The sequence below is a fragment of the Clostridium nitrophenolicum genome (assembly GCF_055391695.1).
In genome coordinates this window covers 3606222-3620647 of record NZ_AP042469.1, presented here as the reverse complement: position 1 = coordinate 3620647, position 14426 = coordinate 3606222, and the positions used below count along the sequence as shown (strand labels likewise).

The following is a 14426-nucleotide window of genomic DNA, read 5'->3' as shown; positions in this document are numbered from 1 at the left end:
CAAGAAAGTGTTTAGTATGGAGAGATTAATGAGCTCCATACTTTTTTATTTTTTAAAGGTAAAAGATGTTGAAATATTTATGGAAATTAAAAAGGTATATCTATAATTTTGTAGAATATTACAAATTAGAAGTGGAATTTTGGTGGAGATTAATCTTGAAGAGATTTTTTAGTGCCCTAAAGGAAGAGAAACAAATAAGCTTTATTACTAATTTGTTAATGAGGCAAATAGCTAATCATGTAAATAAATTTAGAGAATACAACTTATATTTGATAAAATACTATATAAAAATTAGTATTTAAAATATAGGAAGTAACTTTAAAATAAAAGTGAGTTTAAAATAAAAGCGATTTTAAAAAGGAGGAGATAATATGGGGTTATTTAAGAAAATACTATTAAGTGTAGGTGTTGGTGGAGCTGAAGTAAATACTGAACTTTCACAGTCTAGTGTAAGGATTGGAGAAGACATACAAGGCGTTGTCAATATTGTAGGAGGCTCTGCAGAGCAAAATATTGATAGAGTAGAAGTAGAGCTTAAGACAGAATACATCAAAGAGGTAGATGATGTTAAACAAAAACATACAGCGACGTTAGCAAAATTAGTAGTAGATAGAGATATAGTAATTGCTCCTAATGAGAAAAAACAAATTCCTTTTACCTTTAGAGTACCTGATCATACACCTATCAGTATGAATATAAGAAATGTGTGGGTAGAGACAGAGTTAGAAATTCCACTGGCAATAGATCCTGAAGATAGAGATTATGTAGAGATCAGGCCAAGCCGTACAATGGAAGTTGTATTAGATGCAGTTCTAAATGTATTAGGGTTTAGATTAAGAGAAGTAGAGTGTAAAGCGGGATATGTTAATGGAAGTCAAGGTGGCTTTTTACAAGAGTTTGAATTTGTACCTCAATCAGCATTTAGAGGAGTATTAGATGAATTAGAGATTACTTTTTTACCAGCTTCTGAAGGGGTTAACCTTTTTATGCAGATTGATAGAAGAGCCAGAGGTTTTAAATCTTTCATACAAGAAGCTGCAGGCTTAGATGAAAAGCATATAGTACTTACAATTAGTAATTATGATGCATCTCAAGGAAGTAGTTATGTAGCTCAAGTCTTAGAAAATACAATTAAAAGCTATTGTTAAAATGTGATATAGATCTTGAAACTATAAAAATAGTAGAACTAATATAAAGAATGAAGAAGGAGGTTTGTATGTCAAGCCACCTTCAGCCATTTAAATTTTATAGAATATTACAAATTATAAGTTTTACTGACTGTTAATGGTGAGGTGATAAGATGATAGCAGAAACATATGGAAAACTTAGTAGTTCCGGTAGTAACTTACACGATAGATTAGAAGACAATCTAACAGGAAACGTGTTCGGCAGTTTAAGATATATTCCTTTTGATAAAGCAATGAAGCCAATAATTGCAAATGCAATTTATCCTAGATCAATTGCAGATACTATAAATGAAGTACAAGCAAATTTTTGGAACAATAATATAAAATTCTGGCCTTATGACGTAGAAGGAGAGCTGGATGTTCTGATGGAGTTTGATAATGTGATAATAGGAATAGAAGTAAAATATTTAAGTAGTTTATCCTCTAATGATAATATAGATTATTCTGAGTCATCAGAAGATGAATTTATTGAATATAATAAGGAATTAAGTTCACATCAACTTTCTAGAGAAGCTAGAATTATATCTAAAAGAGCTGGTAAAAAGAAGAAGATACTTATTTTTATTGCTAAAAATCCTTCCTGTAGAGAGATATATGAAGATACAATAAATAAAGACTTAATTGTAAAGGATGTTGAGTTAGGGTATGTAACTTGGCAAACTTTTTTTTCTGAGTTATCAAAATTGAAATTAGATAATGAGTTCTACAATCTTATAATTGATGATTTGATAAAATTGCTTAAGAGAAAGAGACTTAATCAATTTAAAGATATGACTGTTGAAGATGAAGCTTGGGTAGATTCTTCAAGCTATTTTGAATTTGATTATAAGTTGAACAATATTCTAAATTTTGATATAAGCACAAATGTGAGAGGAGATTTATATTATGAATTCCAGTGAAAATATAAAAAATGCCTTAAATGTAATTTTTAAAACATATGAAAATGTTGAAAAACTAATGGAATATTCTAAAACAATTGCATCAGAGAGAACATCTTATATAAGCTCAGTACCAAGATTCCTAAGAAGAAAATCAGATAATGACACTGAAGCATGGCTTATAAATGATTTTATCCTTTTATTCCAAAATAGAAACAATGAAGAATGTGAAAGTGGTAATGGATGGATAAATGGTCCATTATATGTATCAGAAATATGCCTAGGGGAAAAAGGAAAAGACAATATTCCTTTATTGTATATATCTAAATTTGAATACAATAACATAAATGAATGGAGTGAAGGGTGCTCACCAGCGAACCACTGGGTTTTTTATTATCCGTTGAGAAATGGAGATTATATGAATTATGAAACAAGAGGTGATTATAAAATAGCAACACCAAAAAATGATAAAAGCTCTAAGACATATTGGGGACTAAAAAAAGTAACTACAAGGACAATTGATCTTCTTGAAGTTACATCAGATAACTTACAAGAAAAGATTTTTGGAGAATTTGATAAATTAGCGGGAATGGAATAGTAAATAGAACGAATTTAGAGTGTGGCAACGAAGATAATATAGAAAAATGTGTATATCAAATATTTGAAAATGATGTAGATGTATTTTCAAGTGAAATATAGTTACTTTAATAAACTAACTTCAATTGTTAATAATTAAATGTTAAATATTGACTATATGTAAATTGAAGTGATATAATAAAGTCATTAAAATGAAAGTTATGAGGAAAATTATTATGTAATTAAGTAGATTTATCTAAACAAAATTAAAAAGAGTATTTGTAGCCATTAAAAAATTATTTTAATGAGTTCATTTTAGTACTCTAATTTAGTTTTAAAGATAATTTACTTTTTATAACCATAATAATTACCTTAAAAAGAATATCTCTTTTGGGTTTATTAGTGTTGTGAAAAGTTAAGATTCGCAGCACTTTTTTTGTTGCGTAAATTTAAAGGAGATGATTATATGGAAAGAATTTATAAATATCCAAGAACTCCGCATCTTGAGGGTTCAAGATTTCAACAAGGAGACGAGGATTTAGATGATGTAAAGTTCGAAAATATTATAAATAGATTTTGTGTATTTGAAGAAAAGGTAGATGGAGCAAATTGTGGTATTAGTTTTGATGAAAATGAAAAAATGTATTTACAAAGTAGAGGACATTTTCTAAATGGTGGTTATGGAGAAGCACAATTTGATTTATTTAAAACCTGGGCAAATACTTTTAGTTATAGACTTTGGGAACTTTTAGGTGATAGATACATTATGTATGGTGAATGGCTTTATGCCAAGCATACTGTATTTTATGATGAATTAAATCACTATTTTATGGAGTTTGATATATTTGATAAGGTAGAAGAAAAATTTTTAAGTACTAAAAGAAGAAAAGAATTACTTAAGAATTATCCTTTTATAAAATCAGTATTGGTTTTAAAGGAAGGAATAGTAACTGCTAGGGATGAACTTACAGTGCTTTTACGCAAATCAAATTTTAAATCAGATAAGTGGGAAAGGAATTTAGAGAATAGTTGTAATGAATTAGGTTTGTCTTATGAAATTGCAAAAAAACAAACAGATACTACTGATTTAATGGAAGGTATATATATAAAATTAGAGGATGAAGACCACGTGCTTAGTAGAATGAAGTATGTGAGAGGCTCATTTTTAAATACAATTATGGATTCCGAAACTCATTGGATTAACAGACCTATCATTCCTAACAAGCTAAAATCAGGAATAGATATTTTTTCTGAGGAGGTGTAGTTATGGATATTGAAAAACTTTTGAGAGAAAAAAACTACAACTTTAAAGAAATAGTAGGGAAATTTGAAATTTTAGAAAAGCTTAAAGAAGTTAAACAAAATCCTAAATATCATGGAGAAGGAGATGTTTATAAGCATACTGAGTTAGTTTGCAATGAAGTTTTAAAGCTTGAAGAATGGCAAAAATTAAATGAGAGAGAAAAGGTAGTTTTATATGCTTCAGCACTATTTCATGATATAGGTAAGATTATTACTACAAGAGAAGAAGATGGGAAAATCATTTCACCTAAACATGCAGTAAAAGGAGCAAAGATATTTAGAGATTTAGCTTATAGAGAATATGAATTTGATAGATTTATAAGAGAAGAAATAGCAGCTTTAATTAGATATCATGGTCTACCATTATATTTTACTGAGAGAGAAAATGTGGATTATGATCTTATAAAAGCAGCTGAGATTACTAACATGAAGCTTCTTTATCTATTAGCAAAATCTGATTTACTAGGAAGGTTATGTGAAGATAAAGAAGTTTTACTTGATAGCATTATATATTTTAAGATATATTCAAAAGAACTAGGTTGTTTTTATGGTCCTAAGGAATTTAAAAATGATTATACAAGATTTTTATATTTTACAGAAAATAAGATTTATCATGAAGTCGAGGTTTTTGATAATAGAGAATTTGAAGTTATAGCTATGATGGGGCTACCTTTAGCTGGAAAGGATACTTATATAAAAGATAATTTTAAGGATTTTAAAGTAATATCACTAGATGATATTAGGGAAGAGCTTAATGTTTTACCGACTAAGGATTTTGGTAAAGTTGGAGCTATTGCTTTTGCTAGAGCAAAGGAATTTCTGAGAAGAAAAGAAAGTTTTGTTTGGAATGCTACTAATTTAAGAAGAGAAAACAGACAAAAGCTAATCAGATTATGCAGGTCTTATGGAGCAAAATTAAGATTTGTTTATTTAGAGGTTCCTTATAGTGAGCTAATTTTAAGAAATAAAGTGAGAAAAAGATATGTACCGATTGAAGTAATAAATAATATGATAAAGAATATGGATATGCTTGAAGCAGAAGAGATTTGTAGATAAATAATTATATTTTTTTGAAACATTATTTGGCAAAATATATATAATATTAGATGAAGGAGGAAAAAATGAAATTAAAAGTTTTAGTAGATAATAATACATACATTGACCAATATTATTGTGGGGAACCTGCCGTTTCATACTATATTGAAGATGAGGACAGTAAGTTACTATTAGACGTAGGGTACTCTGATTTATTTATAAGGAATTCAAATGCATTAGGTATAAATTTAGAAAGTATTAGAACTATTGTTATTTCACATGGTCATGATGATCACACAAGAGGAATAAAATATTATTTTGAACAAAACTATAAAAATGACATTTCTATTATTGCTCACCCAGATGCATTTAAAGAAAAAGCAGTAGGCAATTTAAAGATTTGCTCTCCTATTTTGGAAGAAGAACTAAAAGAAAAGTGTAATTTAATTCTTTCAAAAGAGCCTATTAAGGTTAGCAAAAATATAATTTTTTTAGGAGAAATACCACAAGTAAATGACTTTGAAAATAGAAAACCTATTGGTAAACAAATTGTTGGTGAAAATTCAATTGATGATTATGTAATGGATGACACTGCTCTCGTATATAAAAGTGAAAGTGGTATTTATATTATTACAGGGTGCTCTCATAGTGGCATATGTAATATAATAGAATATGCAAAAGAAGTGTGTAAAGATAATAGAGTATTAGGCGTTATAGGTGGATTTCATTTATTTGAAGTTACTGAAAGGGTTAATAAAACAATTGATTATCTAAAAAAGAATAACTTAAAGGAGCTATATCCTTGCCATTGTACTTCATTTGAGGTTAGGGCAGAGATACATAAAACTTTGCCTTTGAAAGAAGTTGGAGTTGGATTAGAAATAAATTGGTAAAAAATCAGAATTAAAAGTTAGTATATTTGCTGAGGAAGTGAATAATATGAAAATAGCTATAATACATGGAAGCCAAAGAAATGGTAATACTGAAAAAACTATTGAAATAGTCAAAGAAAAATTAAATTCCCTTGAAAATAATGATTTTTTTGATTTTTATTTACCAAAAGATTTACCAATGTTTTGTTGTGGCTGCTTTCAATGTCTTGAAAAAGGAACTTTTGGGGGTGAATACTGTCCTCATGCTGAATATACTTATCCTATTTTAGAAGCAATGAAACTTTCGGATGGTATTATTGTAGCGTCACCTGTGTATTCCTTGGCTGAAAGCGGACAAGTTAAAGTTTTTCTAGATCATTTCGCCTGTATTTTTATGAGCCATAGACCATTACAAGAAATGTTTTCTAAGACAGCTCTTGTAATATCTACAACTGCTGGTACAGGCACAAAACATGCAATAAAACTAATAGAAAGAAGCTTAAAATACTGGGGAATTCCAAAGGTATACAAATGTGGTTTAACTATTTGGGCGAAAAATTGGAGTGAAATGCCGCTTAAAAGGCAACGTAAATACGAGAAAACTTTAGACCAGAAAACCCATGCTTTTTATAACTCAATGAAAAACAAAAAAGTGTATGTTCCATTAAAAACAAAAATATTGTTTAGCGTATTTAGAAATCTTATGAATAGCTATCCAGATGGACATCAAGACAAAGAATACTGGAAAGATAAAGGATGGATACAAGGAAAAAGACCTTGGTAAGGATATAACCTTTAAATTTTAAGTGAAGTATAAATATGTAAATGAAAGCCATAAGTAAAATTTATGGCTTTCATTTAGAAAAAAGTATTTATGAGTGAAATCAAGGTTAGCATTTACTTAGTTCAATAAATTTATCAATATCTTCTTCAATAGTTTTTAATGAGCTTCTCCAAAAATCTATATCATGAATATCTATATTCATAAGCTTAGCCACATCATAGAGCTTCATTTTTCCTGTCACACTTAAAAGTTTGTTATAGTCACGTGCAAAATCTTTACCTGTTTTTAAGTACCTAGCATATAATCCCTTTGAAAACAACAATCCAAAGGCATATGGGAAGTTATAAAAATTGTAGTCGCTATCATAATAATGTGGTTTGCATATCCACATATAAGGATGAAGATATTTTTCATCAAGGGCATCGCCATAAGCTTCTTTTTGGGCAGTTATCATTAAAGAATTAAGTTCTTCAGAGGATAAAGAACTATTTTCTCTATGTTTAAATAATTCACTTTCAAAGAAAAATCTGCTGTATATATCAACTATTACTTGAGCACAATCACTTATCTCACTTTCTAGTATTGAAAAGGCTTCTTCCTTTGTTGCAGATCTAATTGCTGCTTTTTTTACTATAGTTTCGCAGAAAGTTGAAGCGGTTTCTGCAATAGGCATTGGGTAATCACTATTTAATATACTCTCATTATTTAAACATTCACCATGGTATCCATGACCAAGCTCGTGAGCAAGAGTAACTACATCAGTAAATCTGTCACCATAATTAAGCATAAATCTACTTTCGCCTATAGCATGAATATTATTGCAGAAGGCACCTCCGACTTTACCTTCTCTAGGTTCTACATCGATCCAATTATTATCAAAAGCTTTCTGTGCATAGTTTGCAAGCTCGTCACTAAAGGTTTTGAAGTTTTCGTAGACAAAAGCTTTACCTTTCTCATAAGGGAATTCCATATCAACTGTGCCTATTGGGGCAAATATATCATAAAATGCTAAGCCATTTTCTTTTTTTAGAAGTTCTCCTTTTCTTTTAAAGTACCTTCTAAAGCTATGAAAGCTCTCCTTCATGGCAGCAAGCATAGCCTCTAGGGTTTCTTTATCCATTCTTGAGTTTAATAGAGCCTCTTCTAAAGGTGATTCATATCCTCTCATTTTAGATATAGTTATAACTTCACCTTTAATTCCATTTAAACAGGCAGCCACAGCATCTTCTATTTTTTTGTAGGAATTAATTTCTGCTTCATAAGCTTTTCTTCTAAGTGATTCATCTTTATCATAGGCCATATTTCTTATAACTGTAAGAGGAAGTTGTTTCTTTTCTCCATCAAGTTCTATATCTACTTTTAATGAAGAAGTTAACAAATCCCTTAATTTCGACCACGAGCTAGAACCAGTGTTTTTCATTTTTGATATGACCGCTTCTTCTTTATCGCTTAGTAGATATTTATTGTTTTGTTTTATTTCCATTAAATAAAAAGAATGCTCTTTTAATAAACTTGATTGTTCTACAATACTATCTAGGTTATCAATTTTTCCAATCCAGCTTTTAATTTTGGACTCTCCCTGTGCTAAAGAGGAAGCCTTTTGCTCTAAGCTTTCTAAGTTTTTCAATGCTGCTTTGTTGCTAGTTTCAACGCTTAAAGTAAGTTCACAAAAAGCAAAGAGTTTGCTAAATAGCTTTTCTTGATAGCTTATTTTATTTATATAGTCTTCTAACTTTGAAACAACATTATCGTAGTTCTTTGTAACATTATTTACCCAATCACTGAAACTTTCGATATATTTTACACACTCACTTAAATCTTGTTTAAAGTTTTCACTTTCAAAGGATTCATAGAGTTCTTTTAGACTCCAATTCAGACTCATATGTAGTACCTCCTAGAAATAAATTTGATATAGTTAATATTAACATTATTATGTATTATATGTAATAACTAAATTTAAAATAACATAATATATAGCACTATACTGAGATGTAAGGTACTTGCCATATATTTCAGGGAATATTAAAATATAAACATGATTTTAAGTTTTATATGAAGTATTTTATTTTATCTGAATCCTAGAATCTGTTGTCTGGAGCGAGAGAATCCTACCTTCAGCTTATGGAAGATAAGATTCAGCAGCCATAGAATAAACGTATATTTGAAGGGAGCTAATCATGCCTGTTTTTGGACTAAGTGACGATTTAATATTTCCTCATCCTTCTCTTGCAGAGGAAGATGGACTTTTAGCAGTAGATGGGGATCTATCCCCTGAGAGATTAATACTTGCATATCGCAATGGAATATTTCCATGGTTTTCAGAAGATGAGCCAATACTTTGGTGGTCTCCTAACCCGAGATTTATTCTTTACCCAAAGGATATCAAGGTTTCTCACTCTATGAAAAAGCTGCTTAAAAAGAATACATATAAAATTTCCTTTGATACTTGTTTTAGAGACGTTATATCAAATTGTTCAAATTTAAGAAAAGAAAGTGGTACATGGATCACTAATGATATGATAGAAGCCTATTGTAAGCTTCATGAACTTGGCTATGCACATTCAGTGGAAGCTTGGTATGAAGATAGATTAGTCGGTGGATTATACGGTATAAGTATTGGAAAATGCTTTTTTGGAGAATCTATGTTTTCAACTATGAGTAATGCTTCAAAGGCTGCTTTTATTACTCTTTGTAAGAAACTAGAGGAGAAAGGCTATACTATGGTAGACTGCCAGGTTTATACTGAACATCTTGAAAGCTTAGGGGCTGTAAATATTTCAAGAGAAAAATTTTTAGAGCTTGTGGAAGAGTATACAAAATGAAGTAACTAATAAAGTGTTTAAGAAAAATAAGCTTACAATGATAAATATATTTACAGGTAGTTTAAGTTTTAATTGGCTACCTGTTTTTTATGTATATACTATTAGTTAAATAAATTAGTGTAAGTATATATGGTAAAGTTATATAAGAACTATATGTTAAATTTAGAATAAAATGCTTAAATTCTAGTAGGATATATTTATAATTTATACGATATATTTCTTAATTATTTACGTTTATATAGATGAAGGTACCTTTAGAAGGGATGGAGAAGATGATAAATGAGCATAATTTTATTCAAAAATTAAGATGCAAAGATTTGAAAGCATTAGATTATTTAGTAGACAATTATTCTGATTTAGCACTAAAAGTAAGTTATAGTGTCTTAAATAATAGGCAGCTTAGTGAAGAGTGTACTAATGATGTTTTGCTTAAGGTTTGGGATAACATAGCTTTATTTAAGGGAAATAGCGAAGATTTTGGTAAGTGGTTCGCAGTTATAACTAAAAGACAAGCAATAGATATTCTAAGAAGAGAAAAAAGGCATAGCAATAGCTTGGAGCTAAAGGCGGACTTAGCTTACACCACTAATGATAATACTTTTGAAGAAGTAAATAAAAAATTAGAAAGTGAAGTATTAAAGTCTAATTTAGATATGCTGAACGAAAGTAGCAAAGAAATAATTGTTAGACGTTATTTTAGAGATGAGAGTTTAGATGAAATAAGTGCTGACTTAGGAATAAGTAAAAGCTCTATAAGCAATAGGCTTCTTAGAATTAGGAAAAAGCTAAAGCATGCATTTATAGGAGGAAAATTATAATGAGTAATGATTTTATGAATATTAATTTTGAAGATATAAACTTAGATGAATATAAATCTATAGAAATGAAATTCTCTAAAGAAGAAAAAGACAATATAAAGAAGAATTTAAGAAGCAAAATTATAAAAAGAAAAAATATAAGAAATGGTTTAGTAGCAGCTGCAGCAGCTGTAGCAATATCAGTAGTATTAGGATTTAATGGAGGTAATGTAGTAGCAAAGGTATTACCTGCATTTGATAAAATTTATGCAGGTCTTGGATTTAAATCAGAGTATTTATCAAAATCAGCTTATATAGGAAAAACCTATGAAGAAAATGGTATAAAAGTTACTCTAGAAAATCTTGTAGCAACAAAGCATATAATAAAAGTAGCTTTGAAAGTACAGTATGGTGATAAGTGGGCAAAAGCACAAAAACCTTCAGTGTTTTTTGGATACAGTATTAATGGTAAAAAATTAGAAACTGGGTCATTTGGAGGTTCTAAGAATATTGATGATAACACAGAACTTAAGGTTCTTAATTTTTGTGATACAGATAAAGAGTTTCCTAGCAAGTTAGATTTTAAAATTGAGGCTTTTAGTGATGCTTTTAAGAATCCGTTAGTATGGAATATAAATCAAGATTTTTCAAAGAATTTTAAGGAAACTATTGAGAAACAAGTGACTATGTCTAAGAATATAGGAGTAACCATTAATCATATTGAGTCTAGTTCAGTGGGAACTATTATTAATAGTAACAAATGGTTAGGAGAATCTAATGAAAATTATTTTTTAAAGATAGATAATAAGATATATCCTTTAACAGGAGGTGGTAGTGGTAATGAAAATAGTAAAAATTATATGATGTATGCTGAGAATATTGGTTATGATGCTATTAAAAATGGTAAAAATATTTCACTTGTAAAACATTCTATTAAAAAAATAGAAGATGATGATAAGCTAAAAAATATGACTAAGGAAGAAGGTATAGAATATGATAATAAAATAGAAAAACAATTAGATAATCTTCCTAAAGGAGAAATTCAAGGAGTAGTTTATACAAAAGAAATTACATTTAAAAATGGGAATAAGGCTGAAATTTATAATATAGAGAGAAAGAATAAAAAAATTCGTGTTTATATTAAAGGAAATGACAAGAAGCAAGTATTTAGCGCGATTTCACGCTTATACACAAGTACAGGGGAGTTAGTTGAGAGTATAGAAGACAATGGCGTTGGATATATTGCGGAATTTGATGACATATCACAGGAGAATGTAGCAATTAAAATGACAATTGATATATTAAATTACGAAGGATATTATAATGAAGATGAATCAAGACTTACATTAAGATAAGCATAAGAAATTGAAAAATTAATGGAGAAGGTATATATATTTGAGTTTAGACAAATTTATATACCTTTATTTATAAGTAAGTTAAATACATAATGTAAGTATTTACTGCCTAAAGTATACTTTAGAGGTGACATTATGAATATATATAATATTTTCTTCCAAGCAGAAAAGTTAAATATAATTGAATTATTTATTAGAGCATCTATTTTATACTTTGTTTTATTTGGTTCAACTAAGGCAATGGGATTTCGCCAGCCTGGTATATTAACTCCATACAACTTCTTAATGGCGGCAGGTATTAGCTACATTGCAGCTTCTCGTATGGTTAATCCTAAATCAAGAGTAGTAGATTCAATAGCAATAATAGTAGTGTATGCTTTAATAAATTTATTTATTTCATACTTATATTTTAAAGCTCCATCTATTGTTTCTCAAAAACCTATAATACTAGTTAAAAACGGAAAGTTGCTAAAGAATAATCTTTCAAAAGCAAAGTTAACAATCGATAATTTATTTTCTATACTAAGACAAAAAGATGCACATAATCTTGAAAAAGTAGTATACAATTGTTCCCTTACTAACTTTGTTTTTTGGCATTATATAATTGATTTAATATCTCAAAAAAATAGAAATTTATCTTTATTTTTTAATGGCAAACCCATAATTTTGATAGATGATGGGCAGATAATAAGAAGGAATTTGAGAAAACATTTCATAAACGTTGATTTACTTATGAGTGAATTAAGACTTAAAAATATTTTTGATATTTCGGAAGTTAAATATACAATTCTAGAGCCTAATGGTCATTTTAGTATTATAAAAAAAGAACCTCATAGACCAGTTACTCCAAAGGATTTTAATCTGCTTTCTAAATATGTAGATTTACCTTTAGTTATTATCAATGATGGTAAATTATTTGAAGAAAATCTAATTAAATCAGGAGTAGATAAAAAATGGCTTATGAATAATTTGTCAATGTATAATGTAGATGATATAAAAAACATTTACATTGCTACTATAGACAGTCCTAGAAAGTTATATGTTTCTAAAAAAGAGTAACAACAAAGATCCAAGTAATACCAATTTAGTGCTTGGATTTTACAGGGAAAAGTGATATAATTGTAACATCAAGTGACATATAAATCACTATGGAGGTGTAAAAATGAAAAAAACTAGATATTTAAATTACATGGGATTTTTGGGATTCCTAGGATTTGGCGGCTTTGAGTACTTCTATAATCATAATATTGGTTCTTTAGGCAATTTTGCGTTCTTTGGGTTCTTTGGTTATTTTTGGATAAGTAGCCTTGCAAATGAGATGGAGGATGAAAGATATGTTGAAAATTCCAGAAATGCAAAAGCTTTTGCTTTAAACATTGCTGTCATTGAGTTTATTATTCTGTTTTTAATAGCTCCATTAAATTTTGTTACCAAAGAACTTTTAACTGCTGTTAGCGCTTTATTTTTTTCTTTATTAATTATATCCTATGCAGTTACATTTTATAGATTTGAGAAAATGTAGGTGTAATATGGCTGAATTTAAATGTTACTTAAAAAAATACCGTCAACTTGCTGAAATGACACAAGAAGAGTTAGCAAACAGAGTAAATGTGAGACGAGAAACAATTATACGTCTGGAAGCAGGCAAATATAATCCCTCACTCAAATTAGCAATTGATATATCAAGAGCAGTAAAAGCACCAATTGAAGAAATTTTTGTTTTTGATTGATTTACTGTTATGAGCATAATCCAATAATTCTAAAATAGATAGTTAGTAAAAGAGATTATATTTTACTAGCTGTTTTTTCTTAAGAAAAGTAAAACTGATTAATAAAATTACATTACTTATGTTATAATAATTTACAATGGTAACATGTATATGTGAATTTAATAGTAAAAATTTATTTATAGATGAAGCAATAACAGTATATGAAAGAATCAGAGAGGCGATGATGTAATGGCAGTAAAAATTTTAACAGATAGTACAAGCTATATAGATAAGACTATTGAAAATCAATTAGATATAAGAGTAGTTTCTTTAAACGTAATATTTGGAAACGAAAGTTTTAAAGAAAGAGAGATAGATAATGAAGTTTTTTATAAAATAATGGAGGAAAAAGGTATTCCAACTTCTTCCCAACCTTCTGTACAGGAACTATATAACGAGATGGAGAAGATTGTGCAAAATGGAGATTCTATTCTTTGCATTTTTATATCGTCACATATGAGTGGTACCTATTCCACTGCACATGCGGTAAGAGAGATGATTTTAGAGGTATATAAAAATGCTGAAATAGAAATAGTGGATTCCACTTCAAATTCTATGCAGCTTGGTTTTTCAGCAATTGTAGCAGCAAGAGCGGCATTAGAAGGTAAAAATTTAGGCCAAGTTAAAGAAATAGCGCAAGAAAATATAAAAAGAAGTAGATTTCTATTTATTCCAGATACACTTGAATATCTTCAAAAAGGTGGAAGGATTGGTCGTGCAAGTGCTTTAATCGGTAATTTTTTAAAGATTATTCCTATTTTAACTGTAGAAAATGGGATAACTACAGTCTTAACTAAGGTTAGAACAAAGAAAAAAGCAATAGCTACAATGATTGATAAGATGTGTGAGGATATTAAAAAGTATGGATTAGGAGAAATTGTTGTACACCATATTAATGCTTATGATGAAGCACTGGAACTTGCAGAGGAATTAGAAGAAAAACTAAAAATTAAAATTGGAATATGTTCAATAGGACCAGTTATTGGAACTCATGTTGGACCTGGTGCCATTGCTATTGTGTATTATACAGAAAGAAATATGAGATAATC

General features: G+C 28.9%; 15 protein-coding genes. 14 read left to right on the top strand and 1 reads right to left on the bottom strand.

Features of this window, described 5'->3' with window-relative positions; all coding sequences use genetic code 11:
• Positions 1-371 precede the first annotated feature (371 nt).
• The 7 genes from ACZ5N4_RS17270 to ACZ5N4_RS17240 all read left to right on the top strand — a co-directional run bounded on the left by ACZ5N4_RS17270 (position 372) and on the right by ACZ5N4_RS17240 (position 6634).
• On the top strand, positions 372-1148 hold the full coding sequence (locus ACZ5N4_RS17270; protein ID WP_464203743.1) for a sporulation protein: 777 nt from the start codon (positions 372-374) through the stop codon (positions 1146-1148).
• Positions 1149-1300: 152 nt separating this feature from the next.
• Positions 1301-2086 (top strand): hypothetical protein, encoded by a 786-nt coding sequence (locus tag ACZ5N4_RS17265; RefSeq protein WP_464203742.1) that lies wholly within the window; start codon positions 1301-1303, stop codon positions 2084-2086.
• Positions 2073-2663, top strand: a complete 591-nt coding sequence (locus ACZ5N4_RS17260) for a hypothetical protein (RefSeq protein ID WP_464203741.1) — start codon at positions 2073-2075, stop codon at positions 2661-2663. Before ACZ5N4_RS17265 ends, ACZ5N4_RS17260 begins: the two co-directional genes overlap by 14 nt.
• A gap of 444 nt (positions 2664-3107) precedes the next feature.
• A complete protein-coding gene (locus ACZ5N4_RS17255) occupies positions 3108-3905 on the top strand; it encodes an RNA ligase family protein (protein WP_464203740.1) in 798 nt (265 codons plus the stop codon).
• A 2-nt stretch (positions 3906-3907) separates the two neighbouring features.
• Positions 3908-4999 carry an AAA family ATPase gene (locus tag ACZ5N4_RS17250; RefSeq protein ID WP_464203739.1) on the top strand — a complete coding sequence of 364 codons (1092 nt, stop codon included), beginning with the start codon at positions 3908-3910 and terminating at the stop codon, positions 4997-4999.
• Between the two features lie 65 nt (positions 5000-5064).
• Positions 5065-5871, top strand: coding sequence for an MBL fold metallo-hydrolase (locus ACZ5N4_RS17245; protein ID WP_464203738.1), 807 nt, complete (start codon positions 5065-5067; stop codon positions 5869-5871).
• Positions 5872-5917: 46 nt separating this feature from the next.
• On the top strand, positions 5918-6634 hold the full coding sequence (locus ACZ5N4_RS17240; RefSeq protein ID WP_464203737.1) for a flavodoxin family protein: 717 nt from the start codon (positions 5918-5920) through the stop codon (positions 6632-6634).
• Between the two features lie 106 nt (positions 6635-6740).
• Here ACZ5N4_RS17240 and ACZ5N4_RS17235 read toward each other — a convergent pair whose 3' ends face one another.
• Positions 6741-8516, bottom strand: a complete 1776-nt coding sequence (locus ACZ5N4_RS17235; protein ID WP_464203736.1) for a M3 family oligoendopeptidase — start codon at positions 8514-8516, stop codon at positions 6741-6743.
• Between the two features lie 295 nt (positions 8517-8811).
• On the opposite strand from ACZ5N4_RS17235, the gene aat reads away from it, so the two are divergent.
• From aat to ACZ5N4_RS17200, 7 genes are all read left to right on the top strand, one after another.
• Positions 8812-9456 carry a leucyl/phenylalanyl-tRNA--protein transferase gene (aat, locus tag ACZ5N4_RS17230; protein ID WP_464203735.1) on the top strand — a complete coding sequence of 215 codons (645 nt, stop codon included), beginning with the start codon at positions 8812-8814 and terminating at the stop codon, positions 9454-9456.
• A gap of 263 nt (positions 9457-9719) precedes the next feature.
• Complete coding sequence (locus ACZ5N4_RS17225) at positions 9720-10274, top strand: sigma-70 family RNA polymerase sigma factor (RefSeq protein WP_464203734.1); 555 nt, start codon at positions 9720-9722, stop codon at positions 10272-10274.
• Positions 10274-11608, top strand: coding sequence for a DUF4179 domain-containing protein (locus tag ACZ5N4_RS17220; RefSeq protein ID WP_464203733.1), 1335 nt, complete (start codon positions 10274-10276; stop codon positions 11606-11608). The genes ACZ5N4_RS17225 and ACZ5N4_RS17220 overlap by 1 nt, the downstream gene beginning before the upstream one ends.
• Positions 11609-11743: 135 nt before the next feature.
• Positions 11744-12667: a DUF421 domain-containing protein gene (locus ACZ5N4_RS17215; RefSeq protein WP_464203732.1), complete on the top strand. Its 924-nt coding sequence runs from the start codon at positions 11744-11746 to the stop codon at positions 12665-12667.
• Between the two features lie 103 nt (positions 12668-12770).
• Complete coding sequence (locus tag ACZ5N4_RS17210) at positions 12771-13130, top strand: DUF2178 domain-containing protein (RefSeq protein ID WP_464203731.1); 360 nt, start codon at positions 12771-12773, stop codon at positions 13128-13130.
• A gap of 7 nt (positions 13131-13137) precedes the next feature.
• On the top strand, positions 13138-13338 hold the full coding sequence (locus ACZ5N4_RS17205; RefSeq protein ID WP_464203730.1) for a helix-turn-helix transcriptional regulator: 201 nt from the start codon (positions 13138-13140) through the stop codon (positions 13336-13338).
• A 228-nt stretch (positions 13339-13566) separates the two neighbouring features.
• A complete protein-coding gene (locus ACZ5N4_RS17200) occupies positions 13567-14424 on the top strand; it encodes a DegV family protein (RefSeq protein WP_464203729.1) in 858 nt (285 codons plus the stop codon).
• Positions 14425-14426: the final 2 nt, after the last annotated feature.

Bases quoted from the DNA above. Each gene is read 5' to 3' on its own strand.
- ACZ5N4_RS17270 (WP_464203743.1), top strand. From the start codon at position 372: ATGGGGTTATTTAAGAAAATACTATTAAGTGTAGGTGTTGGTGGAGCT.
- ACZ5N4_RS17260 (WP_464203741.1), top strand. From the start codon at position 2,073: ATGAATTCCAGTGAAAATATAAAAAATGCCTTAAATGTAATTTTTAAA.
- ACZ5N4_RS17215 (WP_464203732.1), top strand. From the start codon at position 11,744: ATGAATATATATAATATTTTCTTCCAAGCAGAAAAGTTAAATATAATT.
- ACZ5N4_RS17225 (WP_464203734.1), top strand. From the start codon at position 9,720: ATGGAGAAGATGATAAATGAGCATAATTTTATTCAAAAATTAAGATGC.
- ACZ5N4_RS17235 (WP_464203736.1), bottom strand. From the start codon at position 8,516: ATGAGTCTGAATTGGAGTCTAAAAGAACTCTATGAATCCTTTGAAAGT.
- ACZ5N4_RS17240 (WP_464203737.1), top strand. From the start codon at position 5,918: ATGAAAATAGCTATAATACATGGAAGCCAAAGAAATGGTAATACTGAA.
- ACZ5N4_RS17200 (WP_464203729.1), top strand. From the start codon at position 13,567: ATGGCAGTAAAAATTTTAACAGATAGTACAAGCTATATAGATAAGACT.
- ACZ5N4_RS17245 (WP_464203738.1), top strand. From the start codon at position 5,065: ATGAAATTAAAAGTTTTAGTAGATAATAATACATACATTGACCAATAT.
- ACZ5N4_RS17210 (WP_464203731.1), top strand. From the start codon at position 12,771: ATGAAAAAAACTAGATATTTAAATTACATGGGATTTTTGGGATTCCTA.
- ACZ5N4_RS17205 (WP_464203730.1), top strand. From the start codon at position 13,138: ATGGCTGAATTTAAATGTTACTTAAAAAAATACCGTCAACTTGCTGAA.
- aat (WP_464203735.1), top strand. From the start codon at position 8,812: ATGCCTGTTTTTGGACTAAGTGACGATTTAATATTTCCTCATCCTTCT.
- ACZ5N4_RS17265 (WP_464203742.1), top strand. From the start codon at position 1,301: ATGATAGCAGAAACATATGGAAAACTTAGTAGTTCCGGTAGTAACTTA.
- ACZ5N4_RS17220 (WP_464203733.1), top strand. From the start codon at position 10,274: ATGAGTAATGATTTTATGAATATTAATTTTGAAGATATAAACTTAGAT.
- ACZ5N4_RS17255 (WP_464203740.1), top strand. From the start codon at position 3,108: ATGGAAAGAATTTATAAATATCCAAGAACTCCGCATCTTGAGGGTTCA.
- ACZ5N4_RS17250 (WP_464203739.1), top strand. From the start codon at position 3,908: ATGGATATTGAAAAACTTTTGAGAGAAAAAAACTACAACTTTAAAGAA.